At 55.3% G+C, this 22,932-nt stretch carries 20 protein-coding genes and 1 tRNA gene; 6 read left to right on the plus strand and 15 right to left on the minus strand.

What is annotated here, in order from left to right; genetic code table 11:
* Positions 1-35 precede the first annotated feature (35 nt).
* The 9 genes from AAC060_RS10215 to AAC060_RS10255 all read right to left on the minus strand — a co-directional run bounded on the left by AAC060_RS10215 (position 36) and on the right by AAC060_RS10255 (position 12,608).
* Complete coding sequence (locus tag AAC060_RS10215) at positions 36-1,037, minus strand: NAD(P)H-dependent glycerol-3-phosphate dehydrogenase (protein ID WP_339825715.1); 1,002 nt, start codon at positions 1,035-1,037, stop codon at positions 36-38.
* Positions 1,038-1,099: 62 nt separating this feature from the next.
* Positions 1,100-2,029, minus strand: a complete 930-nt coding sequence (locus AAC060_RS10220) for an alpha/beta fold hydrolase (protein WP_339825718.1) — start codon at positions 2,027-2,029, stop codon at positions 1,100-1,102.
* Between the two features lie 9 nt (positions 2,030-2,038).
* The gene (locus tag AAC060_RS10225; protein WP_339825721.1) at positions 2,039-2,902 is read right to left on the minus strand and encodes a lysophospholipase; all 864 of its coding nucleotides are present in this window, start codon (positions 2,900-2,902) and stop codon (positions 2,039-2,041) included.
* Positions 2,899-4,371, minus strand: a complete 1,473-nt coding sequence (locus AAC060_RS10230) for a DUF3336 domain-containing protein (protein WP_339825725.1) — start codon at positions 4,369-4,371, stop codon at positions 2,899-2,901. Before AAC060_RS10230 ends, AAC060_RS10225 begins: the two co-directional genes overlap by 4 nt.
* Before the next feature lie 81 nt (positions 4,372-4,452).
* Positions 4,453-6,033, minus strand: a complete 1,581-nt coding sequence (locus tag AAC060_RS10235; RefSeq protein ID WP_339825727.1) for a wax ester/triacylglycerol synthase family O-acyltransferase — start codon at positions 6,031-6,033, stop codon at positions 4,453-4,455.
* Between the two features lie 28 nt (positions 6,034-6,061).
* Complete coding sequence (locus tag AAC060_RS10240) at positions 6,062-8,404, minus strand: glycerol-3-phosphate 1-O-acyltransferase (protein ID WP_339825729.1); 2,343 nt, start codon at positions 8,402-8,404, stop codon at positions 6,062-6,064.
* A gap of 20 nt (positions 8,405-8,424) precedes the next feature.
* Complete coding sequence (locus AAC060_RS10245) at positions 8,425-10,122, minus strand: HAD-IB family hydrolase (RefSeq protein WP_339825731.1); 1,698 nt, start codon at positions 10,120-10,122, stop codon at positions 8,425-8,427.
* A gap of 232 nt (positions 10,123-10,354) precedes the next feature.
* Positions 10,355-11,197: a hypothetical protein gene (locus AAC060_RS10250; RefSeq protein WP_339825733.1), complete on the minus strand. Its 843-nt coding sequence runs from the start codon at positions 11,195-11,197 to the stop codon at positions 10,355-10,357.
* A gap of 97 nt (positions 11,198-11,294) precedes the next feature.
* Positions 11,295-12,608, minus strand: a complete 1,314-nt coding sequence (locus AAC060_RS10255; protein ID WP_339825736.1) for a S8 family serine peptidase — start codon at positions 12,606-12,608, stop codon at positions 11,295-11,297.
* Between the two features lie 129 nt (positions 12,609-12,737).
* On the opposite strand from AAC060_RS10255, the gene AAC060_RS10260 reads away from it, so the two are divergent.
* The gene (locus AAC060_RS10260) at positions 12,738-13,226 is read left to right on the plus strand and encodes an RNA polymerase sigma factor (RefSeq protein ID WP_339825739.1); all 489 of its coding nucleotides are present in this window, start codon (positions 12,738-12,740) and stop codon (positions 13,224-13,226) included.
* Positions 13,223-13,948 carry an anti-sigma factor gene (locus tag AAC060_RS10265; protein WP_339825742.1) on the plus strand — a complete coding sequence of 242 codons (726 nt, stop codon included), beginning with the start codon at positions 13,223-13,225 and terminating at the stop codon, positions 13,946-13,948. Before AAC060_RS10260 ends, AAC060_RS10265 begins: the two co-directional genes overlap by 4 nt.
* Positions 13,949-14,035: 87 nt before the next feature.
* On the opposite strand, the gene AAC060_RS10270 is transcribed toward AAC060_RS10265, so the two are convergent.
* The 3 genes from AAC060_RS10270 to AAC060_RS10280 form a co-directional block, all read right to left on the minus strand.
* A complete protein-coding gene (locus tag AAC060_RS10270) occupies positions 14,036-14,377 on the minus strand; it encodes a hypothetical protein (RefSeq protein WP_339825745.1) in 342 nt (113 codons plus the stop codon).
* A gap of 162 nt (positions 14,378-14,539) precedes the next feature.
* On the minus strand, positions 14,540-14,875 hold the full coding sequence (locus AAC060_RS10275) for a hypothetical protein (RefSeq protein ID WP_339825748.1): 336 nt from the start codon (positions 14,873-14,875) through the stop codon (positions 14,540-14,542).
* Between the two features lie 70 nt (positions 14,876-14,945).
* Positions 14,946-15,320, minus strand: a complete 375-nt coding sequence (locus tag AAC060_RS10280; RefSeq protein ID WP_339825751.1) for a hypothetical protein — start codon at positions 15,318-15,320, stop codon at positions 14,946-14,948.
* A 311-nt stretch (positions 15,321-15,631) separates the two neighbouring features.
* On the opposite strand from AAC060_RS10280, the gene AAC060_RS10285 reads away from it, so the two are divergent.
* Positions 15,632-15,721: transfer RNA gene (locus tag AAC060_RS10285), tRNA-Ser, on the plus strand.
* A 190-nt stretch (positions 15,722-15,911) separates the two neighbouring features.
* Here the strand turns inward: AAC060_RS10285 and AAC060_RS10290 are convergent.
* Positions 15,912-16,370, minus strand: coding sequence for a BLUF domain-containing protein (locus tag AAC060_RS10290; RefSeq protein WP_339825754.1), 459 nt, complete (start codon positions 16,368-16,370; stop codon positions 15,912-15,914).
* Entirely contained in the window at positions 16,367-18,406 is a 2,040-nt protein-coding gene (locus AAC060_RS10295; protein ID WP_339825757.1) for an EAL domain-containing protein, read from the minus strand. The genes AAC060_RS10290 and AAC060_RS10295 overlap by 4 nt, the downstream gene beginning before the upstream one ends.
* 354 nt (positions 18,407-18,760) lie before the next feature.
* On the opposite strand from AAC060_RS10295, the gene hspQ reads away from it, so the two are divergent.
* On the plus strand, positions 18,761-19,141 hold the full coding sequence (gene hspQ / locus AAC060_RS10300; protein ID WP_339825760.1) for a heat shock protein HspQ: 381 nt from the start codon (positions 18,761-18,763) through the stop codon (positions 19,139-19,141).
* Between the two features lie 17 nt (positions 19,142-19,158).
* Here the strand turns inward: hspQ and AAC060_RS10305 are convergent, their stop codons facing one another.
* Positions 19,159-20,016, minus strand: a complete 858-nt coding sequence (locus AAC060_RS10305; protein ID WP_339825763.1) for an ABC transporter permease — start codon at positions 20,014-20,016, stop codon at positions 19,159-19,161.
* 132 nt (positions 20,017-20,148) lie between these two features.
* Between AAC060_RS10305 and AAC060_RS10310 the strand changes: the two genes are divergently transcribed.
* Together AAC060_RS10310 and parE are read left to right on the plus strand one after the other, a co-directional pair.
* Positions 20,149-20,823, plus strand: coding sequence for a GcrA family cell cycle regulator (locus tag AAC060_RS10310; RefSeq protein ID WP_339825766.1), 675 nt, complete (start codon positions 20,149-20,151; stop codon positions 20,821-20,823).
* A 94-nt stretch (positions 20,824-20,917) separates the two neighbouring features.
* A complete protein-coding gene (parE, locus tag AAC060_RS10315; protein WP_339825770.1) occupies positions 20,918-22,906 on the plus strand; it encodes a DNA topoisomerase IV subunit B in 1,989 nt (662 codons plus the stop codon).
* Positions 22,907-22,932: the final 26 nt, after the last annotated feature.

Genomic DNA, 22,932 nt, shown 5'->3' on the forward strand with positions numbered 1-22,932 from the left:
TTCGGACCTTAAAATCTTGAAGAAAATCAAATGTCTCAACCCGCATCTGACTCTGCGCCGGCCGATTGATTCACCAATCCGCGAAACGCACGCACAGCGGAACGATTGCCCTTGGTAACTTCAAAAACATCCTCGGCGATGGGCATGGCGACACCATATTTCTTGGCCAGAGCAATCACGGTGGGCGCGCTTTTCACGCCCTCTGCCACCATGAGCATTTCACCGATGATTTCATCAATATGGCGCCCTTTGCCCAGCTCGACGCCAACATGGCGATTGCGGCTCAATGGACTGGTACAGGTTGCTATCATATCGCCCATACCGGTAAGCCCGGAGAATGTTTCGGGTCTGCCACCCATCGCCACCCCCAAGCGGGTGATTTCGGCAAGCCCTCTGGTGATCAAGGCTGACCGGGTATTGTCGCCGGCACCCAGACCATCACCCATGCCGACAGCGATGGCGATGATATTCTTGAGCACACCACCAAGTTCGCACCCGAGCAGATCGGTATTGGTATAAACGCGGAACAGGCCCGAGTGGAAAAGCTGCTGCAATTGTTTCACAATAATCTCGTCTTCCATCGAAATCACACTGGCTGCGGCCTGCCCGGCCATGATTTCACGGGCCAGATTGGGACCGGTCAGAACGCCAACCGGATGGCCCGGAAGGACCTCTTCAATGACCTCGGTCATTCGCTTGCTCGTTGCCAGTTCCAGTCCCTTGGTCAGGCTGATAACGGGCACCCATGGCCGGAGATATTGCTTTGCCTCCTCCAGCACGCTGCGAAAGCTGCTGGAAGGTATTCCCATGACGAGCACATCGGCCCCGGACACAGCCTCGCCAATTTCCGACGTCGCGGTCACAGCAAGTGGCAATTTGACGCCCGGCAAATATTTGCTGTTGCAGTGATTATCGTTGATATCGCTGACGGTTTCCGGATTTCGCGCCCAAAGCTTTATCGGCGCGTTGCGTGAAACCAGAGAGGCAACCGTCGTTCCCCACGACCCGCCGCCCAATAGTCCGACCTTCAACTCCATAAACACCCCTTCGTTGACGACTACTCTAAAGGAAAACCATCGGCACCAGACTGAAGGGATTTTCAGTGTTTTGCAAGGAACTCCAGATGACGCTTCGCGGTGCCCTTGGGGTTTTCAATCATCGGAATGTGGCCGACATCTTCAAAAATGATCGATTCTGCGTTGGGGATGCCCTTTTCGAGCACATCGACACAACTGACATCGATCAACTGGTCATGACGGCCCCATATGATAAGGGTCGGTGCCTTAACCTGATCAAGCTGGTCGTTCAGCGGCTTGGCCGTGCCATCTTCGACCAAAGTCCAGAAAATCTTGTCGAGCAACGCGCGATGCACGGCAAAATCTTCATAGAAAATTTTCCGAATCTGCCCGGGCACCTTCATCGGCTTGTGCGCTACGAAAGCGAGCATCCGCTTCACATCGTCGGGACTGTGGATCTCGAGCGGGTTTTTGCCGTCTTGAGCCTCTTTCTGAAGCTTGCTCTCATTAACTCCGACGACCCCCGCATTGTTGAACAGCGTCATCGAGATCAGGCGCTCCGGATAATCCAGCGCAAAGCGCAGAGACACGAAACCGCCCATGCTGTTTCCGCCAATATGACATTTCTCGATACCCATCGCATCCAGAAAATCCCGAACGCGTGACGCTTGCGTGGCCATGTCATAGTCCCGGTCAATATCCCTGGTATTTTCTCCGAACCCAGGCAGGTCAGGAGCAATCAGCCGGTATTTTCCAACGATCTCTGGCGCATAGGCCGCCCAATTATCCTTGTCGCCGCCAAAGCCGTGCAGCAGCACCAGCGGTTCGGCATCAGGAGAACCGCCTTCCAGATAGGGCCAGACCATATCGCCCGCTTTGATCGACTTCAATGTCAGCTTACCCCGTCTGCGCAAGGCGTTGCGGAAGAAGCTGAACAAGCTACGCGGGAACAGAACATAGAGGGCAATAAACGCCACCATGATAATTCCCACGATTGTGATAAATATATTCATGGCTCGCTGTTACCCCTTGTTTGCCGACAAGCGTGTATCCAGCCAGTCGGTCATATCATTCAAGACTTCGTCTTTTTCCGGCTCGTTGAAAATCTCATGGAACAATTCCGGATAGATTTTGAGCGTCTTGTCAATCGAGGCAATATGGCTATCCAGATATTTCGATCCTTCAGCGGCAGCCAGACTGTCCTTGCCACCGTGAAGCAGCAGAATGGGCAGTGAAACCTGCCAGGAATTCTCCTGAATTCGGGTCATATTGCTCAGCATTTCGGCAGCCAGCCGGGCACCCATTTTGCCATTATAGACGAGCGGGTCAGCAAGATAGTCGGCGACAACCTTGGGATCGCGACTGACGCCGTTCGGATCAAGCTCGAGCACCCCGAGTTTGGGAAAGAATCGGGACAAAAAGCCACTGATGGCCTTCAGGAATGCGGAAGGCTCTTCCGCCGCTTTTACGGCGGGTCCGGACAAGACGCAGGCGGCAAATTTGGACTGGTTCGACAACAGATAGGTGGCGCTGATCAATCCGCCCATGCTGTGCCCCACGAGCATCACCGGTAAATCTGGAAAATCCTGCTCTGCGCGCGCCAGCAGCTCGTCAACGCCGTCATGGAATACTGAAAAGTCGGGCACAAAACCGGGAGTTCCGTCAGATTTGCCATGGCCCCAATGGTCCATGGCAAAGACGGCATAACCTCTGTCGAGACAATGTTTCGCAAAATATTGGTATCGCCCCGAATGTTCTGCATAGCCATGAACAAGCAGGATCAATGCCTTGGGTTTGTCGTCAGGCAGCCATATCTGCCAATATAAATTCGCACCCGCCGCCTTCGATTCCGGCGGAAGCAGGAACTTCCCGTCTTCCTGTTTCAAGCAATTTTCCTCTTCACCACCAATTCGTGATCATGTGCCAGTTCATTTTCATATTTGAACAAGATCCGGTCCAGTGTCTGGCTAATCTTGGTCTGGGTCCGCACCATCTCGATTTTCGGCCAGGTCGTGCGTTCGCCAAGCTGGATCAGTTCGGCAATATCCTCAACCGGCAGGTTGCTCAAAATCTTCGATGGTCCCCAGAACATGGTCGGGCGGATGATATTGATATCGCCGGTATAGTCCTGGTTGATCACCGACAGCGCCATATTGGCCATGCTGTTCAGGCGCGGAAAATAGGATAGCGGTTTCTGCATCATTTCCACATTGGCGTTGAACCATGCTTTCATGGTTGCTGTCGACGCATTGCGGATCGAGGAGAGCGGATTCCGTTTCTGGCTGAAATCGGTAGCAAACGGCGTCACCAATGGATTGGCCTGACTGACGATATGGTGATTAACACCGTAGAGCCTCGCGAGCCTTTTCACCGGCAGATCATTGGTCACCGAGCCGTCAACCCATTTGCGATTGGGCAGATAGGGAACCCGCTCGCCACGATGGTTTTTTGCGGCCAATGTTACCGGCGGATAGATGCCCGGAACCGCGCAAGAGGCTAGAACCGCTTCGCGGATATAGACATTGGGAGAAGCAATGGCGTTCAGCAGGCGCGACGTCTGGTGTTTTTCCGCCGGAGCGATCGAAACGTTGAGATGGCGGCCGGTAAGCTCATAGGCCTCCTGAAATGTCAGATCGGGAAGCAAGTCTGTCAGACGCTGGCGTATCTCATCCGCTCGCATACGACTGGGGCCGCCCAGAAAGCCGCGCTGCCCTTCGTCTTCGTGATCCGTACCGAGAGTCAGGTTCTCCGGTTCAAAAAATGGCGGTATTTCCTTGTCGGTATGCGTACTGATCAATGCACTGACGACCGAGCCACCACTGGAACCGGACATGATGTCGGGAAGCAGTCCTTCTTCCCAAAGCGCTTTTGCAACGCCGACGTGAAAATAAAGATAAGCGCCCGAGCCACTCATCAGAAAAGCTGATCGTCCGTAGCAATGCTGCGCCCGGCGAAAAAAATCGAGCTTTTCTTCGAACGGTATGTCGGTCACCTTGTCACTGGCCAGATATTCCAGTGAGTTTACAATCGCGTCGACATAATCCTGAATGAGCTGCTTGGTCCCGAATTTCGCTTTCTGGTGCAGGCGGGCATGGCCCATTCCGTCCATATTGCCGTGGATACCTTCGTTCAGGGCATAAAGCAGACCTGCATTGTCCTGCGCTTTCCAGAGCCGCGAGAGACGTTTCAGACGGCGGCGGATCGACTTGTGATCAAAATGCTTACTCTCGTCAGATGTCTTCCAAACATCGACTCCAGTGGATTTGTCGTGCGCCTTCGCGGCTTTCGACCATTCGGAATAGCTCTTGGCCTGGGCCATGGCTTTTTCCATTTTCAAAGTCGTGTTCAGGATCATCTTCGGTTCACTCTTCCACCAAAATTACGCATGGTATTTGCCGTCCCCCGGGAATCGGGCGTCGCGCAATCTATCCGCTCCCTATTTTACTTTCGGTTTGCCTCCGCCGCTTGCTTTTGCAGCAACCGTTCTGGGTTTCCTGGCAACCCGTCGATACATTACCGAACCATCTCTGGGCGTTACCGGTTCTTTTGGTGCTACCGCCGTCTTTTTGGTCGGACGTACGTCGGCATTAGGCTTGGCGTCTCGCAGTTCGTTGAACGCTCTTTGCAGGCATTCTCGAAAAAACTCAACGTCGGGCATCATTTTTCGATCGGAGATAATGCTGAAGGAAATGCTGCCATTGTAGCTTAGTGCAGCGATAAACAGGCCCATTCCATGCGCCAGCGGTGCCAAACCATATTGATGCGTCAGCTTCGCTCCGTTCATATATAGCTGAATCTGGGGGCCAGGGACGTTCGAAACCATCAAATTGCTCATTTTCGGAGCGAAACGTTCGTCGGTCAGAATGCGAGCAACACCCGCCATGGTGACCCCGGGGATATGTTTGGTCAGATCGGTCATGATCCGCGCGCTCAGCCCGGATTTTGCCGCCTTGGTTTCCCGCGTGGTATCCCTGATCGCTTCGAGGCGTTTGACAGGATCGGCGATATTTGACCATATCTTGATCGTCATCGCCGATATATTGTTGCCGGGGTTGGCTTCATCGCCCGAACGGCTGCGGGCGTTGACCGGCGCGACAGCGACAAGAGAATCTTTCGGAAGCTCCTTATGCTTGGCCAGATAATGGCGCAAGGCACCGCTGCAGATCGTCAGCACTACGTCATTTATAGTCGCATCGCCCACTTTGAGACGCATCTTCTTCAGTTCGTCGAGATCGAAGGTGATCGCATCAAACATCTTGTGGGGGGTAACCGGCCCGTTGAACCGGGTTTGCGGAACCCCCGTGGCCGTTTCCTCATCACCGCCGGCCAGAGACTTTTGAGCCGATGACAACAGTGCCGGCGCAAATTTCAGCAATGCCTGAGCCAATTTCACCGGTGAAGTCACCGTACTGTTGATCGCACGGCTCAATATCTCCGACGTTGTCGGGAGATCATTGGCTGCCGGCTCGCCTTCCGGCAACGGGATCGCAGGCGTTCCTTGCGGGTCTTTGTCCGAGACCGCCGCGAAGAAATGCGCACCGGACACACCATCGATGGTGGAATGATGAATTCGCGTCATTATGGCGTAGCTGCCCTTGGCATAGCCGGGAATATTGTCGAGACCTTCCAGCACATACATGTCCCACAGTGGCCTGGTCATATCCAGCGGCTTGCTGTGATGGCGAGCAACGTGAATACAGAATTGCCGCCAGTCAGCAGGCTCGGGCAACCGTCCGTGCGAAATATGCGCTTCCAGATCAAAATTCTCGTCTTTCACCCAATAAGGGTGATCAATATCCATCGGCAGACGGTATAATTTCCGTTTGAACATTGGCGAGACATCCATACGCTTGCGCATATGTTCGATAATGTCCTTGAACCTTACCTTCCCGCCGGGAGCAGTGGACGGATCATAGATATAGACCGCCATCACATGGGTAAGATTGGTGGCGGACTGGATATATAAAAACTGGGCGTCCTGCGCACTCAGCTGGCTTATGTTGCTCTGCTCGGTCATTATAATGTCCTTTCGGCGGCCCGCGTCATTATTCAAATATCCTGTCGGCGAGTGTCAGCAATTCGAGCCGCGATTTTTCCATCCGGCGGGATAGCGCCCTGAACTTCCGCAACAATGCTTTCCGTTCGGCGACGATTTCCGGAGTAGTTTCGCCGGTCAGACCGAGACCCGCTGCCATTTTAAAGCCATTTTCAAACAGGATTTTACCAATCGAGGCCTCGCTGGTGATCCGGCGAAGCAGATAGGCCTGACGCCCCTCTTTCAACGCCATTGCGACACAACTCTTCTTGTCGATCACATGGCCTGGCTCCAGCCGCGACAGGATATCCAATACGATCGTATAGGACTCCACGAACGGCAAGAATACCGCATGGCCGATCAGCGGCTGGAAGCGGTTGGTGAGACTGGCGAGCTTCACGCCCCCGTCCTCGAGCTTCGTCTGCCAATCCGGATCTGCCCGTTGCAATTCTGCTTTCAGATTTTCCCGATATTGCTGCTTTTCCGGATAGAAAAACTCGAACTTGAACAGATCCCGAAGACGGTCGGTCTCTTCCCAGAACACATCCGCGGCCTTCCGGTCATCGACTTCCCGCGCCTTCAAAAGCGACAGTTCGATGATCGCCTTGTCGAGAAAATGATGGATGATGGTGTTGCGATAATAGCTGGCAATCGGATGTTGGTCGGGTTCGATCGCGTAAACCAGCGTCGGGCCCTTGTCATAACGGACAAGCAACCCGTTATTGACCAATGTCTCTATAACACGCTGGACACCTTCAAGATTCTTGTCCGTCAGATCGTCGCTCAACCGGATGTCTCGCTCCCGGGCCCAGCCGACCAGATAGTTTATCACTGCGCGCAGCTCGATTTCTGTCATCGCACGCGGCGCGGTGCCGAGCAGGCACAGACACATCAGCGAAGTCAACGTCAGCGGCGTCGCCCGGTTGGCCTGCACCGCGACCTCAAATGCCATTTTCGACAAGGCCAGCCGGTCATTCGGATTGGGTGCCTTTTTGATAACCACCGGTTCGCCGAAGTCGACATAGACCTTGCCCATCGGTTCCCGCAGGCTTCGAAGATAGCCGATGAACCAGCTCAGCGATTCCGGCTTCTTGATCCGCCCCGTCTGCTCGCTCGCATATTCCTCGACATCGCGGATCAAATCGAAACTGGTGACGACGGGAATGATATGCACATTTTCGATATCGTTGCTGTGCGCGCTGTCCATGACATATTTGAGCAGGCCGTAGCGAGGCGGCATCAGCTTGCCGAGCCGGGAACGTGTGCCTTCAAAGGCCCAGGTCATCGGGAAGCGTTTCTCGAGCAGATAGCTGACATAATAGCGCAAGACGAGCTTGTAGACGGGATTATTCTCGAAGCTCCGCCGGATGAAGATCGTACCGGCGCGGCGCAGCATGAAACCCAGACCGAAAAAATCCAGATTGATGCCGCCGAACAAATGGATGAGCGGCAAGTCGTTTTGATAGGCAAGATCGGTGGCGGTGACACCATCGATATAGGTTTTGTGGGTGAACAGCAGCAAGGTCGGATGGTCTCGCATCGTCTGGCGCAACCGGGTCAGCTCCTTGCGATCGAAAACCACATTGTCCTCATAGCCCTGCGACAACATGAACCGGTCAAGCTTTGCCTTCATGTCGATGAACATGGGACTGGGCCGGGCGATCAGCTCCTTCATATATTTTGCGGCTTGTTCATAGAGCGCCACTTCGCTCTGACCCAGATCAGTGGAAAGCTTCGTCATCGCGGCCCGGAAACGGGCATCGCTGCGCAAACCGTCTGCCACATGCCGCGGAACCTTATAGCGCCGTCCCCGCAATTCGCGTTCGGAAATATCCAGCACCAGGCCAGCCTGTCGCACGACAAAGGCTGACAATTCCGCATTGTCGGTCTGGTCATAATCCTTGCTGAGCTCGGCAAACCGCTGTTTGAGTTCACCAATTGTCGCAGGCTGTCCGGTCAGGCAATGGGCGCGCCGCTTGTTGCGCAAGAGAATGGACCGGGCACGAAAACTGCCGGGGTTTCGCGGATCGCCGAAAATGACATGACGCATTTTGACCGCACGGCTTTTTTCGAAATTGGGAATACGCCAGGCAATGCGCACCGGGATGACCAGAGTCTCCGGATTTTCCTTCAGCTTTTCACCCAAGGGCCCGAGACGCAAATTGGCCCGTTCATCGGACAGGGGGAGCGAGACCCAGTTGAGTTTCTCGCCAGCCGCATCCTCGGCGACGGTTTTACGGAGCCAATCGAGCAGATAGCGCCGTTCGACACCATTGCGCGCGTCGATAACAAATAGCTTGGGACCTTTCGCCAACAAGGGCCCGGATTCTGCTATTTGCATTGTTTCTTTCATCCCGGCTCCCTGACTTCAGCTTATTCCGCCGCTTGAACTTTTGCCGGCTTGGCTGCGGCTGGCTTCTTTGCCGAGGTAGATCGACTCACGGGCTTTTTGGCAACGGATTTATTCGCCAGTGGCTTTTTGCCATCCGCTGGCTTCTTACCCGCAACTGTATTCTTGGCTACCGGCTTTTTTGCTACAGCATCTGGCGTCGCGGATCGCTTGGCACCCGCTGTCTTTTTTTCCGGTGTCCGTTCGTCATTGACCAGCGCTTCAAGTGCCTCCTCTTCTTCTGCCTGCCCGAGCGCCTCGAGGAACATACCGCGCACTTCGGCAACATGTTCGTTCATCGTCCGCACAGACCATTTGCTCGTGTCTACCACTGGCAGAACATCCACCCGGACCTTGGCAGGACGCATAAGAAATTCGTTTTTCGGAGCGACATCGCCGGCATTGTGAATAACGATCGGTACCATCGGTACGCCCGCCTGGATCGCCATATGAAAAGCACCCTTTTTGAAGGGACCCAGTTTCGGCGAGAGCGTTCGCGTACCTTCCGGAGCGATAACGATCGATTTACCGTCGATTTTAATCGCATCAATCAAGGGCGCCATTGCCTTGATCGCACTCCTTGCATTGGCGCGGTCAATGAACACTGTTCCGGCCAGTTCCATCAGCTTGCCAATCACCGGCGTATCGCGGACCTCCTTCTTGGCCACCCCGCCCATATCCTTCCGGATCAGCTTGGCGAGTATCATCACATCAGCCTTGCTCTGATGGTTGAAGACAAAGATGCAGGGTCGTGACGTCCACAGATTTTCTTCGCCGGTCACTTCCAGTTCGCAACCCGTCAATGCGGTGGCGATATCACCGAACAGACCGGTGGAAAAATTCATCGCCTCACGCTGAGATCCCGTAAGCGCCCAGATGGGCAGCGACGCGATCGCCGAGCCGATCAGCGATCCGGTGGCATAGATAGTCCGGACATAATCCACCGGCTTGCCCTGCCCCCGGCTTTCATATTTCTCCAGCGGCCAGTCATTCTCGCGTGCCACTTCGCGCAATTTGGCATTGGGGTTCAGCGGTCGCGGCTTGCCGACCCGTTCCAGCAATTCGATATCGTCATAGCTGTCGGAATAAAAATAGCTGTTGTCGAGATCCAGGCCATATTCCGCAGCAAGGCCTTCGGCTGCGATCACCTTGCCTTCGCCAAAGCACAAAGGCCGGATAATATTGCCGGTAAACTCGCCATTCTCGACTTCATATTGCGAACAAAGCACATGTTCGATGTCGAGATCGCGGGCTGTGGGTTCAATCTGGTAGATCGTGGCGGACGAGACGATGGCAATCGTATGGCCCTTGGCGCGATGGGCTTCGATCAGCGCCCGCGCCTCGGGATAGACTTTGCGCGCGATATATTTTTCGTAAAGCTCTTCGCCAAATTCGAAATAGCTTTCTTCGGTGACGCCCTTCATGAATTTCGCGGCGCCGGTCATCAGCCCGGAAAAGCCCATGTTTCCGGTACTATATTGCGCCATCACGTTTATCGTTTCGACGACTTCTTCAGCGGTCATTTCCCGTCGCTTGATTTTCTCCCACAGCATCGCGGTTGCCGAATAACCGGCAATGATCGTGCCGTCGAAATCGAACAGCGCCGCGATATGCGCGCCTTCCGGAGCGTCTAGAACGTCTTGCAAGTGGGATTGATAGTCAGCGATTTTCTTCTTGGTCATCCAGATGTCCTTTGCCCGAAGTCTATCGTGGCAAAAAACAGAAGCTTTTCCCAGTGAATATTAGAGAAAACATCGATTCATGATGTGTTCGCCAACAAGTAAATCGCAATGCGACGGTGCTGGCACGGCGCAAAAAAGCGTGCCGGACAAATATCCGGCACGCTCCCTGCGCGAAATGGCTTGATGATCAGGGGTACGCGACTAGATCATCGGCACCATTTCCACGACCTGCTTATTGACTGGATTCGCTAGCCGAAGCGGCATCCTGTGCTTTCGACGCCTTTTTGACTTCACCCTTGCTCATCCCGGTGACCAGAACATCACCGGATCCGGCGAAGTTGGCGGCTGGCAATTCCGCGGTACGGTTGCCGGTTTCGACGATCACCGATTGCACGACACCCGCGCCCGATTGTTTGACCGACTGAACATAGCCGACAACCCGGCCCTTGGCATCTTCGATGGGCATGCCGGGTGCAACCGCGAACATACCGCCGGCATTTGCAGCGGAGCTCCCCGAAGCGGCCAGCTGACCGAGGTTACCCATTGCCATGCCGCTACCAGCCGCGCTGCCGGTCAGCGAACCGACGCCCGAGGCGTTATTGGCAGCGTTTGACGCAACACCACCCACAGCAGATTGTGCGCTTCCCGCTGCGTTGCGGGCGGTGCCAACCACTTGCCCGGTGGTCGAACGAATGGCGTCGGTTCCAATCAGGCTGGCGTTGGCACTGCCGTTAGCAGAGCTTGAAGCAGAGCCGCTAGCGGAACCGGTGACGGCATTGCTCGGCAAATCGGCAGCTCCGATCAGCGAACCATTTGCGCTGGAATTGCTCTGCGCATCGGTAGCGACTTGGCCCGACTGCGTATCAATCGTGCGATCAATTCGGGTGGAATTTGTCACATCACCGCTACCGGCGATGGTGCCGGTCGTACGGCCAATCGTGTCCGAACCCAGAGTACTCCCAAGCGAACCGCCGAGGCCGCCACCCAGTCCGCCACTTCCGCCGAGCAACTGCGCCGAGGCTGGTGCTGCGGTCATCAATGCGATCGTCAATGTGCTGATAATAAGTTTCTTCATGTTCTTTCTCCTTACAGGACGATGATATTTTCGCCGTCTGTATGGAGAACGATGCCGGTTTGCGTTTTAATCCATCGATCGCAAAAAAAATGAAAAACTAGCGGAGACCGCAATTTCCGCAGACCAGACCGTTGCCATAGATCTTGTCCGCCCCCTTTTTGCCAAGGTCTTTGGCCTCACCGATCAATCCGGTTACCGCTGCCTCGATTTTGCTGATATTCGGGGCTGGATAATGGGAAAGCAGCCGCGCCGCCACGAGTGGTGCCGCGAAAGACGTGCCGCGTAACGGCACGAGGCTGCCATCGGGGGAAGCACCTTTGATCCCGGCACCGGGAGCGGCGAAGTCCACTGGCGTTGCTATTCCTGCTTCAGGCAAAGCGCGCTCGCGATGATCCACGCCAGTGACTCCGATCACGCCTTTATAGGCAGCCGGATAACGCGGCGGCGCTGCGGGGCCGTCATTGCCGACCGCGGCCACGACCAACATTCCTTTTTGCTGTGCTGCCCTGACGGCGCGACCAAGCAGAGCGTTGTCGGGTCCGACCAGACTGACGGCGACGACCGGGACGTTCCGTTGCGCCATCCAGCCCAAGGCCCGGGCAATGGCAGTCGCATTGCCTCCGGCAGGATCGTTGCCATATATATCGGCGGCCAGCAAACCGCGCGCATTGGCTTTGAGGCTACTTGAGACAAGCGATGCAATCGCGGTGCCGTGACTGCTTGCAATCGGCGCGCCTTTGGCGAAGCCGCGTTGCTCGACCGGCATGCTAATTGCGCTATGACGCGCCACGCCGCCGTCTATCAATCCCATCGCCCCGGACCGGGCCGCGCCACCGGCCAACATACTGCTGGACAGCGCCGATGCATTGACCGGCATTGCAGCCGCACCGCTGGTGAAATAGATATTGTCGGCGCTGACCTCGGCTTCGCGAGCAAGCTTTTGCAATTGCTTCTGTTCCGATTTCAACTGCTTGCCCAGGCGGGTTGCGAATTTCACATAGCTGAGGTCGAGGCCTTCGATTTCATTCCGCTCCAATATTTCAAAACCCTCTTTCTGCGCCCGTTCAAGGGAGGCCGCAGATATCCCCGTAACAATCAGCACCCCACGAACGGCGGGGTCGCCATTCCGGTCGCGCTCTACATAGTCACGATTCTGGCGCAGGAACTGGTTCAGCCGATCGATCCGCAACCGGTTCAACAATGTCCGGAGTTCCGATTTGCTCAAACGGTCCAGCACGCTGGTATCGACCATCCCGCTTACCGGATTTACCAGTGGGTCGGTTATATTGCTGAGAGAACGGTCCGGAAGCGGCAAAGCTGGCCCGACACCCGGCAACGCAAGCTGCGGCAAGGCAGCGGCGGGGGTAAGCAGCAGCAATGTCGCGGCAATCCATTTGGCTATGGTTTTCATGTCTGCTTCCTTATGCGCCGGTTCCGGTTTGGCAATCCAAGTCGATTGCTTTTTTTTCGCATTCGTGGATTAAACGAACGCAGTCCGTCGTTTCATCCATAGACAATGAATAAAGGATATCCGCGCTGAATGGCCTTTGAACAGGATCTGCTGGAGTTACTCCCGCGACTGCGGCGCTTTGCCCGTAGCCTGACGCGCGATATCAATGACGCAGATGACCTGTGTCAGATGGCCCTTGAGCGTGCCCTGAACAAGCGCGACCAGTGGCAGGCAGGAACAAGACTGGATAGCTGGATGTACAGAATTACCCGTAATATTTGGATCGACACGGTGCGCTCGGCGGGCCGCCACAAACATGTCGCCAATGATGATAGCGCAATGGAAAATATCGCCGGTGACGATCATCAGCGGATGGAAAGCCGGATGGAGCTCAATGACGTCGACCGCGCGATGGATCGTCTGCCGATCGAACAGCGCGAGGCTGTATCGCTCGTTCTGGTCGAGGGATTTGCCTATAAGGAAGCAGCCGCCTTGCTCGATATTCCAATCGGGACATTAACCTCTCGTCTGGTGCGCGGCCGCGAAGCCCTGCAGCGCGACTTGGGAGAAGCGGCATGAGTTTTGATGAAGCAACGATCATGGCTTATGTCGATGGTGAATGCGATGCGGTGACCGTCAATCGTATCGAGAAGGCGATGGAAACCGATCCAGCGCTGGCCAGGCAGATTGAACAGGCGCAAGCGCTGCGCGACAAGCTTTCCGCCCATTATGATCCGGTGACGGAAGAAGCGGTTCCCGATCGTCTGGCCGCGATGCTGACCGCTTCTGCGGCATCCAATGTCAACAGCAGTTTCACCGCACGCAAAATCGAACAGGACGAAAGCAAGCAACGGCGCCGCAGCATGGGTATTGCCCAATGGGGCGCAATAGCGGCGACTTTGGCTCTGGGGGTCGTGATCGGCCAATTCGGGCTGGCGGGAGACTCTGACGCTCCCTTCGCCCAGCAAGGCGACGCGCTGGTCGCCAGTGGTCCTCTTGCAGACGCACTCGAAAGCCAGCTTGCGTCGGCGCAGCCTGACGACAGTGACTATCGCATCGGCCTGACCTTCCGCGCCAAGACCGGCAACATCTGCCGCAGTTTCACCGGCGAGGCAGTCTCCGGAATTGGCTGCCGCCAGGGACAGCAATGGAAGATGGTCAGCACATTACCGGGCGGCAACGAGAGCGACTATCGCCAAGCGTCAAGCAGCGCGGTCAATGCAATCGCCGCCGATATGATGGCGGACGCGCCGGCAGATGCCGAGACAGAACGCCAATTGCTGGATTCAAGCTGGAAATAAACCTCCCCGCCTTGATGTACTGACATAGCGGACATAAAAAAGGCGGGATCAAATCCCGCCTTTTGCCCTATATTGAGGTCAGCCTGGTTACCGGACGTCCGCCTGGTTGCCAACGGTGACCCGGGCGACCCGATAGTTGCGATCGCGCATTTCCTCGACATAGTCCTTGTCGGCGTCGACCAGTTCATGCTCATATTCTTCCCAGGCATCGCGCTTGTCTTCTTCGTCGGTTGCGCGGTTAAGGTCGCTTTTCAGTTCCTTGTCGGCCTCGAGAACGTCGACGAGATAATTATACCAGAATTTATTGTAAACGCCGGCAATCGGCTCCGTCCGGACCACGGCGTGGCTTTCCTCGCCATCATGGGCAATGGCCGGAACAGTTGTCGCACCTGCAAGGGCCAAGCTTAAAAACATCGATGAAATACACATTGTCACGTCTCCTTTTTTGAGTTGCTGGCAGGAGAACGACGCAGCCCCGGATTTTCATCCATTCCGAAAAATTATTTTTGCCCCTCGATCAGGACGCTTGCCTGGCGAATGGCCACAGGACAGGACAAGCCTGCCCTATGGCCGCTTCAGAGCATTAATCTCCTAGATTCCAAGATCCCACATCAAGTAGACCGCAAGTGCGACCAACCCCAGCAAGATTGCCAAGCCAGCCCAGTTTCGCGATGTGAAGCCAAGCTGCTTGCGGTTATCATATCTGAACGCCTTTAGTTTCTCCGCAATCGTCTCGTTGCAAGTCAGCAAGGCAGCATCAAGTGCTGACGCGCTTCCCAGAAACTCCAGTATCGCCAGATTTTCGTTGTCAGTGGTGGATGGATATTTTGTGAGCAGCTTTTCAATATATACGCGCCCGCTCTCTGCCGTTGGCACGGCAGGGCCATTGTCTATTTCAATCATTTTATGCATTTCAATTTCAGTCACGAACAGCATTCTGCAAAGGCAGGCTGTGCCATGATATTGCCGAAAGACTCCCGAAGAGTCTGGTTATTTTCTAGCCTGAAAAATGCGTCGGCGGCGCTCTTGTCGATATCGCGCGAGAACGACTTCGAAATAAGATATGGTCGGCAAAATATCCGGAATGCGCGTTATGGGAAGCAAATCCGGCAACCATCCCGGACACCGGAAGATGGCTCGCGACCAATATTTTGGGCGCGTTGTCCGGTCCGCTGTCTTTCGCAATCTGTTTGCGGGCAAGCTGTATCGTCTGGGACGTCTTGCCCAGAATATAAGCTCCGGCACCAGCGGCGGTCGCCGTAAAAAACTGGCCGTGTTTTTGATCAGCGCCAACGCCTTCCGAAGCGGGCGATTGTATTGCAAACGACAGGCTTGCAATGACAAGCAGTCCGCTGAGGAACAGTCTTGTCATCCAATGGCGATCGCCTTGAAGATCAATGTCTGTGACCACCTTCGCCAAAACTGGGAACTCTCACTCATAATACCACTGGAACGGTGATAGATTGGACCTGATCCGACGGGATTTCAAGTCAGATTCAGCAGTATCTGACAGATGAATATCGCAAAAAGAGTGCAGAAACCTCCCCTCCAGTTCGAATTTTGGATGGCGGAAACGACCCGCTTTGCTTTCCCAAGCGAGCGAATGACGGAACGAATATTCCCGACCTCCCGTTATGGGTTGCGGGGCCGCGGGATGATCGCTACATGCTGCCTCGTCTATGAGGTGCGTTGGCTGAGTGGTCGAAAGCGCCGCACTCGAAATGCGGTATGCCAGCAATGGTATCTAGGGTTCGAATCCCTAACGCACCTCCACAGACAAATCGGGCTTGATGTCCCGCCAGACTCCGGCCTTAACGGGTATCTCGCCACCACCAGTTCACCGCCATTCCCTGACACCGGCTATATTGGAATCTGTGGCTGATCGTCGATCATTGCGCGACGATCGATTCGCAAGGGCCTGCAAGTTTATCAGTATCTGCTTTAGACAAGCGATTGTTGGTTCTCAGGCTTCGCCCGCAACAGGTTGATTATCGAGCAGACTGCGCATTTGCAGCGTCGCCTGCCTTGCGTTTATTCCAACGAGGAAACGGATTTCCTGCAGTCCGTCACGGAGCGCCACTGAAGTGTCTTCATCCGCACACAGGCAAGCCATATCCCAGCCTTCAAACAATCGTTCCGAAACATTGACCAGATCAATCAGCCGCACATCGACATGCCGAAAATCGCAGCAAATGCGCTCGAAAGTCTTTTCTACCTGCTCAGGAGGACCTTCCAAAATCTGGATGAAAGCCCCGTCGACAAAGAGCAGACTACCGGTCACTTCAGACAACCGGTTTTGCGCCGCAGAGCTTTCGGCTATCCGGCGAGCGGTTTGCTCCGGTTGTTCGCCGGATTGATTGATATCTAGAGCGCTGGTGTACAGCAATCGGGAGAATTGCTTGTGGGATGTGAACGCGTTCATGCTGCAGCCTTGTTTTTCTCGCCGTGGAACAGGTCGCCGATACTGGCAGCGTTAACAGGTCTGCTGATCAGAAAACCCTGCAGATCGTTACATCCGTGCTCGGTAATAAACGCCATTTGTTCGTCAGTCTCGATGCCTTCGGCCGTTATTTTCATCTGGAGGCTTTCGCCAAGCTGGGCGATCGCCCGAACAATCGACGCGCTGCCAGCATCGGTAGGCAGTCTCTGCACAAAAGACTTGTCGATTTTGATCCGGGTAATCGGAAAGCGGTGCAAATAGCTTAGCGATGAATATCCTGTCCCGAAATCATCCAGCGAAATACGTATCCCATATTCCCACAATTGCGTCAGTGTCCGCATGACGATTTCGTCATTGCCGAGCAACGCGGTTTCGGTGATTTCCAGTTCCAGTCGTGTCGCTGGCAATCCCGAATCCTCCAACGCCTGCATGACAGTCTGGGGAAGCCGCGGATCGAGCAGCTGAACGGGCGAAATATTGACCGCCAGATCGAGATGTTTGGGCCACGAAGCGGCGTCAATACACGCCTGTTTGAGAACCCCGGCGCCAATCCGTGAAATCAGCCCCAGCTCTTCTGCAACCGGAATAAATTCTGATGGTTCGACCTCACCCCGTTCCGGGCAAGTCCAACGCAGTAAAGCTTCCGCGCCGGTATAGGCGCCAGTCGCAGAGTCTATAATCGGTTGATAGGCGATTTTGAAATCTTCCCGCATGAAAGCGCGGCGAAGATCGGTTTCCAGAAAACGTCGCCGTTGTATAACCTCCTGCATGGATGGTTCAAACAAGCGAAATCCCCGCTCATCCGCCCGCTTTGCGGTATATAATGCAATGTCGGTATATTGTACCAGTGTTTCAGGGTCGGTCCCGTGATGGGGCGCGAGGCCGATACCAACACTTGCGCCAATTTCTGCGACTTGCCCCTGGACAATAAACGGTCGCCCCAGAATTTCCACGACCCGGCCTGCCAAAGCACTTGCAGCATCTTCCGAGGTAATCCCGTAAGCAATGACAGCAAACTCGTCTCCGCCGATCCTCGCAACCATATCTCCGTGACGGACAGCATAACGCAAACGCCAGGCAACTTTCTGCAGAACAATATCACCGACAGGATGACCAAGCGTATCGTTGATCGGCTTGAATCTATCCAGATCGACCATCAGCAAGGCAAACGGGCGCCCATGATTATCAAGCTTCTCGCATTCGACTTTCAAGGCTTCGGCGAAGGCACGGCGATTGGGTACTTCGGTCAAGGCATCGTGCAGCGCTATATATTGAAGCTGCTTCTGGGACTTCGACTGGGTCCGCCGTTCAAGCATATGGGTTGAAATGCCGGCACCGATGATAATCAATGCAACGATTGCGACTGCTGCTGCCAAGGCTGCAAAGGCTTCGCTGTCCGCGCCGCCCTGCACGCCGGGAACCGAGATCACGGAAAAGGCGGCCATGCCGGTAAAATGCAAGGTAACGATTGCCGCGGCGAACAATCCGGCGGGCTGTCCGATATTTTTCGACATGCCAATTTTTCTTACCCGGTCAATGACCAGCGCAGAAAGAGTGACAGACAGGACCAGAGAAGCAATCACATATTCGGGCAACCATCTGACAATGCCATCAGCCCGATAGGCGAACATTCCGAGATAATGCATCGAAGCGATCGACAGACCGATGATCCCGCCGCCCGTGAAAACCGCTATAAAACGATTGCGTGAAGAGCCCACCAGCAAGCCCACCGCGGTGCCGACAATTGCGATCAGCGCGGAGAGCACGGTTAAAGTTCCGTCAAGTGTTACCGGAACGCCAGGCCGGTAACCAAGCATGGCAATGAAATGCGTCGCCCAGATCGCTGAACCCGCGGTAAAAGCGGATAGAAAGCACCACTGGTAGCGCGATGCGCCTGTATCTGTGAAGGTGCGTTGGAACAGCTTCACCGATGTCAGCGATCCTACGAGGCACATCGCAGCAGCCAAAGCCACGATCCAGAGATTATGTTCGTGATAAAGGCAAGTCAGTACGCGCATTCAAACTCCTGGGGGAATCGCATCCAAAATATAAATAAAGAAGCAATTAACCGCCTTAGACCGCAAAAACATAAGATTCCGTGAATCGATAAGCTGCTGATTTACAATGTCGTTTCATTCGACCGTGACAATATTCCGGTCGCTTGACGCTAGTCGGAATACTGATGAAGCCGGGGAAGCGTATATGTTTGAGTATTGGGAAAAAACTTGAGACCGGACGCACGCAAAGCGCCGAACCTTGCAATGATCCCGCACCACCGAACAAGCCCGCACTGGCCGCAAACCCTCGCCTTCGCCACGCATCATTGCAGATGTGGTGCTTGCATCTGACCCCGAAGCGCCTAAATTGGCATCATGAACTCATTAGATCCATATAAGTCCGGCAATCCCTTGCCAGCCAACACACCGGACATCCTCGCTGCCCGTTTCGCCATTGGCGACGTCGTGCGCCATCGCATTTTTGATTTTCGCGGTGTGATCTATGATATCGATCCGGTGTTCGCGAATAGCGAAGAATGGTATGAAGCCATTCCGAAAGATCTGCAGCCCCCCAAAGACCAGCCCTTTTATCATCTTTTCGCGGAAAGTAATGACAGCAGCTATGTCGCTTATGTCAGCCAGCAGAATTTGTTGTCTGATGACAGTGGCGAGCCGATCGGGCATCCCGATGTCGCTCGACTGTTTCATGCAACAGAGAGCGGCCAATATCAGCTACATGGCATCCACCGGCATTAAGGCCGGCTTGCGATGGGTCAGGACTTGATCTTCCAGCCCGATTTCAGCAGAAAATAGCATAAAACCGTCAGGCCGATATTGATCGCCAATAATATCAGCGCGCCCGCCACGATCGGCGAATCCGCCACCCCGAGAAAGCCATAGCGGAACCCGGAGATCGCGTAGAAAAACGGATTGGCGTGGCTGACGGCCTGAAACGCCGGCGACAACCGATCGATCGAATAAAATGTCCCGGACAGCAGAGCCAATGGCGCCACCACGAAATTGGTCACCGCAGCGGCATGATCGAATTTTTCTGCCCAGATCGATGTCAGTACGCCCAGAAGCGACAACATTGCGGCCCCCATGAGGCCAAACCAGAGCACGGCCCACCAGTGCGCGATTCCGACGTTAACGCCGGGCCAGAGAAACATCGCCAGCCAGACCGCGAAGCCAACCAGCGCTGCCCGTGTCATCGAGGCGCCGACCAGCGCGCCCAGCAATTCCCCGACCGATAACGGCGGGGTCAGATAGTCGATGATCGTGCCCTGGATCTTGCCGACCAGCATCGAAAAGCTGCTGTTGGCGAATGCATTTTGCAACATGCCCATACAAATCAGGCCCGGCGCGATAAAGTCCGCAAACGGAACACCCATTACGCTACGGTCACCGCGACCCATGGCAACGGTGAATATGACCAGAAACAATAATGTGGTGATCGAAGGCGCCCAGACCGTCTGCAGCTGAACCTTGAAGAACCGCCGCACTTCTTTCCCGTAAAGCGCTGAAAATCCAGCCCAATTGACTCCGCGAATGACGGGTACGCCCGGCTCGGCAAAGCGCATGGCATTGAACGGAAGGTCTGACGGGTGATCTTTTTCGGGTTGGTCGAGCATATTCTTTCCGCCTATCGGCTCCCACCGCCAATCACAACCCTATATCGCACGGCTACCCGACCATTAACGTGGTTGTATATTAACCCCGGCAACCCTATATCGCCCCCGAACTCGAGATGATTAGGACTTTGCATGGCTTGGACGGATGAGCGGATCGATTCGCTGAAGAATATGTGGGAAAAAGGCCTGACAGCCAGCCAGATCGCAGAAGAACTGGGCGGCGTCAGTCGTAACGCTGTGATCGGCAAGGCTCATCGCCTTGGCCTGAAATCGCGCCCGTCTCCGGTAAAGGCCAAGCCCAAAGCCAAAAAAGATGCAAAACCGGCGGCCAAGCCGAAAAAGCCACCGGCAAAGGCTGGTGCCGTTGCCAAGCCAAAGGAAGAACATGTCGCGCGTCGCGCCATGCCACCACCAACGCCGGCAGCCCGTACCCATGCCGCACAGCAGGCGCGTCAGCCCAAACATGATGGTCCGAAGATCGTTTCTGTCGGACCTGGCGGCTTCTTGCGTCAGGGTCCAGGCGACCAGCAGGCACCGATTCCGCCAGCACCACCGCGCCGTCTGGTTCCGGCCAAGCCGAGCGAAGAAATTGCGGACAAGACGAGTCTGCTCGACCTCAACGACAAAATCTGTCGCTGGCCGATCAATCATCCCGGTGAACCCGACTTCCATTTCTGCGGCGAAGAAGTGAACCCGGGCTTTCCCTATTGCGTCGAACATTGCGGTCGCGCGTTCCAGGCCCAACTGCCTCGCGGTGCCCGTCGTGCACCCCCACCGCTGCCGTTTGGCGGCCCGCGGGTTCGTTAAACAAACCATCAAATCGCAAGAATTTTCAATGTACTGGCAAGAGACCCAATAAGTCTCTTGCCAGTGTGACTCCCGCGCTCTTATAGGATCGAACATGTCTGATGATCTGTTCGGTTCCAACCCGCCAACCCAATCCAAAACCGGTGACTATGATGCCTCGGCAATCGAGGTTCTCGAAGGTCTCGAGCCTGTTCGCAAGCGACCGGGGATGTATATTGGCGGCGTCGACGAACGCGCGCTCCACCATCTCGCTGCCGAAGTTATCGACAATAGTATGGACGAAGCGGTCGCCGGCCATGCCAGCCGGATAGAAATAACGCTGGATTCAGAAAACCGTCTCACCGTCACCGACAATGGTCGCGGTATTCCGGTTGATCCCCATCCGAAATTCCCGGGCAAATCGGCGCTCGAAGTGATCATGACCACGCTCCACTCGGGCGGCAAATTTTCCGACAAGGCCTATGCGACATCGGGCGGACTGCACGGCGTCGGCGTTTCCGTCGTCAACGCCCTGTCCTCCGACACGGTCGTAGAAGTGGCGCGGAACAAGACCATCTATCGCCAGACTTTCTCCCAAGGGCTAGCGACTTCCAAACTCGAGGAAGTTGGCACAGCGCCCAACCGCCGCGGTACCAGCATATCCTTCGTCCCCGATATCGAAATTTTCGGCGAGGGTAATCTGTTCAAGGCAGCGCGACTGTTCAAACTGGCGCGTTCCAAGGCCTATCTCTACGCCGGTGTAGAAATCCGCTGGAAATGCGACGAGAGTCAGGCCAGCGATGATGTTCCGGCGGAAGCAACATTCCAGTTCCCCGGTGGTCTGTCCGATCATCTGCGCGAACAACTGTCCGGGCGCGAATGCGTCACCACGGATTTCTTTTCCGGCAGTCAGGATTTTCCGGACAAGCAGGGCCGCGTCGAATGGGCGATCACCTGGCCGATTTGGACCGACGGCAGCTACAGCTGGTATTGCAACACCATTCCGACGCCCAATGGCGGAACCCACGAAACCGGCCTGCGCAACGCGCTGGTTCGCGGACTGCGTGCCTTTGGCGAACTGGTCCAGATCAAGAAGGCGTCACAGCTGACCGCAGACGACATCATCTCCGGCGGTGAAATGATGCTGTCCGTGTTCATTCGCGATCCGCAATTTCAAAGCCAGACCAAGGACCGGCTGACCTCTCCGGAAGCAGCCAAATTTGTCGAAAATGCGATACGTGACCATTTCGACCATTTCCTCACCGACAATATGGATCGCGGTAAGGCGCTGCTCGGTTTTGTCATGGAGCGGATGGACGAACGGCTGAAGCGCAAGGCCGAGCGCGAGGTCAAGCGCAAGACCGCGACATCGGGCCGCAAGGTACGCCTGCCCGGCAAGTTGACCGATTGCTCGATCGGCGATCCCGAGGGCACCGAATTGTTCATCGTCGAAGGCGACAGCGCTGGCGGTTCCGCGAAACAGGCTCGGGAACGCAAAACCCAGGCGATCCTGCCGATCCGCGGTAAAATTCTCAACGTGGCATCCGCGAATAACGCCAAGATCATGGCCAATAGCGAGATTGCCGATTTGATCCTCGCGCTCGGTTGCGGCACGCGCAAGGATTGCGAGCCCGACAATCTGCGCTACGAACGCGTGATCATCATGACCGACGCCGATGTCGACGGCGCCCATATCGCGACTTTGCTGATGACCTTTTTCTTCCAGGAAATGCCGGAAATGGTCCGGCGCGGCCATCTCTATCTCGCGCGGCCGCCACTCTACCGGATCAGCGCAGGGAGCAAGAGCCTCTATGCTCAGGACGACGCAGCGCGGACAAAAATTGAAAATGGTCCGTTCAAGGGCAAGAAGGTCGACGTCAGCCGGTTCAAGGGTCTCGGCGAAATGAACCCCTCCCAGCTTCGCGAAACGACGATGGACCCGAAAACCCGCTCGATGTTCAAGGTGACATTGCCACAGGAATATGAGCAACGCGCGAGCGTCAAGGATCTGGTCGACCGGCTGATGGGCAAGAACCCCGAGCACCGGTTCAACTTCATCCAGCAAAATGCTGCCAGCCTTGATGAAGATGTGATCGACGCCTAGTGGTTGGAGCCTGACTGAGGGCGGTT

The organism is uncultured Parasphingorhabdus sp., assembly GCF_963975555.1.
Taxonomy (GTDB): domain Bacteria; phylum Pseudomonadota; class Alphaproteobacteria; order Sphingomonadales; family Sphingomonadaceae; genus Parasphingorhabdus.

Bases quoted from the DNA above. Each gene is read 5' to 3' on its own strand.
- AAC060_RS10255 (WP_339825736.1), bottom strand. From the start codon at position 12,608: ATGAAAACCATAGCCAAATGGATTGCCGCGACATTGCTGCTGCTTACC.
- AAC060_RS10220 (WP_339825718.1), bottom strand. From the start codon at position 2,029: ATGAATATATTTATCACAATCGTGGGAATTATCATGGTGGCGTTTATT.
- AAC060_RS10310 (WP_339825766.1), top strand. From the start codon at position 20,149: ATGGCTTGGACGGATGAGCGGATCGATTCGCTGAAGAATATGTGGGAA.
- parE (WP_339825770.1), top strand. From the start codon at position 20,918: ATGTCTGATGATCTGTTCGGTTCCAACCCGCCAACCCAATCCAAAACC.
- AAC060_RS10295 (WP_339825757.1), bottom strand. From the start codon at position 18,406: ATGCGCGTACTGACTTGCCTTTATCACGAACATAATCTCTGGATCGTG.
- AAC060_RS10305 (WP_339825763.1), bottom strand. From the start codon at position 20,016: ATGCTCGACCAACCCGAAAAAGATCACCCGTCAGACCTTCCGTTCAAT.
- AAC060_RS10245 (WP_339825731.1), bottom strand. From the start codon at position 10,122: ATGACCAAGAAGAAAATCGCTGACTATCAATCCCACTTGCAAGACGTT.
- AAC060_RS10290 (WP_339825754.1), bottom strand. From the start codon at position 16,370: ATGAACGCGTTCACATCCCACAAGCAATTCTCCCGATTGCTGTACACC.
- AAC060_RS10270 (WP_339825745.1), bottom strand. From the start codon at position 14,377: ATGTGTATTTCATCGATGTTTTTAAGCTTGGCCCTTGCAGGTGCGACA.
- AAC060_RS10260 (WP_339825739.1), top strand. From the start codon at position 12,738: ATGGCCTTTGAACAGGATCTGCTGGAGTTACTCCCGCGACTGCGGCGC.
- hspQ (WP_339825760.1), top strand. From the start codon at position 18,761: ATGAACTCATTAGATCCATATAAGTCCGGCAATCCCTTGCCAGCCAAC.
- AAC060_RS10265 (WP_339825742.1), top strand. From the start codon at position 13,223: ATGAGTTTTGATGAAGCAACGATCATGGCTTATGTCGATGGTGAATGC.
- AAC060_RS10280 (WP_339825751.1), bottom strand. From the start codon at position 15,320: ATGACAAGACTGTTCCTCAGCGGACTGCTTGTCATTGCAAGCCTGTCG.
- AAC060_RS10235 (WP_339825727.1), bottom strand. From the start codon at position 6,033: ATGACCGAGCAGAGCAACATAAGCCAGCTGAGTGCGCAGGACGCCCAG.
- AAC060_RS10250 (WP_339825733.1), bottom strand. From the start codon at position 11,197: ATGAAGAAACTTATTATCAGCACATTGACGATCGCATTGATGACCGCA.
- AAC060_RS10215 (WP_339825715.1), bottom strand. From the start codon at position 1,037: ATGGAGTTGAAGGTCGGACTATTGGGCGGCGGGTCGTGGGGAACGACG.
- AAC060_RS10230 (WP_339825725.1), bottom strand. From the start codon at position 4,371: ATGATCCTGAACACGACTTTGAAAATGGAAAAAGCCATGGCCCAGGCC.
- AAC060_RS10240 (WP_339825729.1), bottom strand. From the start codon at position 8,404: ATGAAAGAAACAATGCAAATAGCAGAATCCGGGCCCTTGTTGGCGAAA.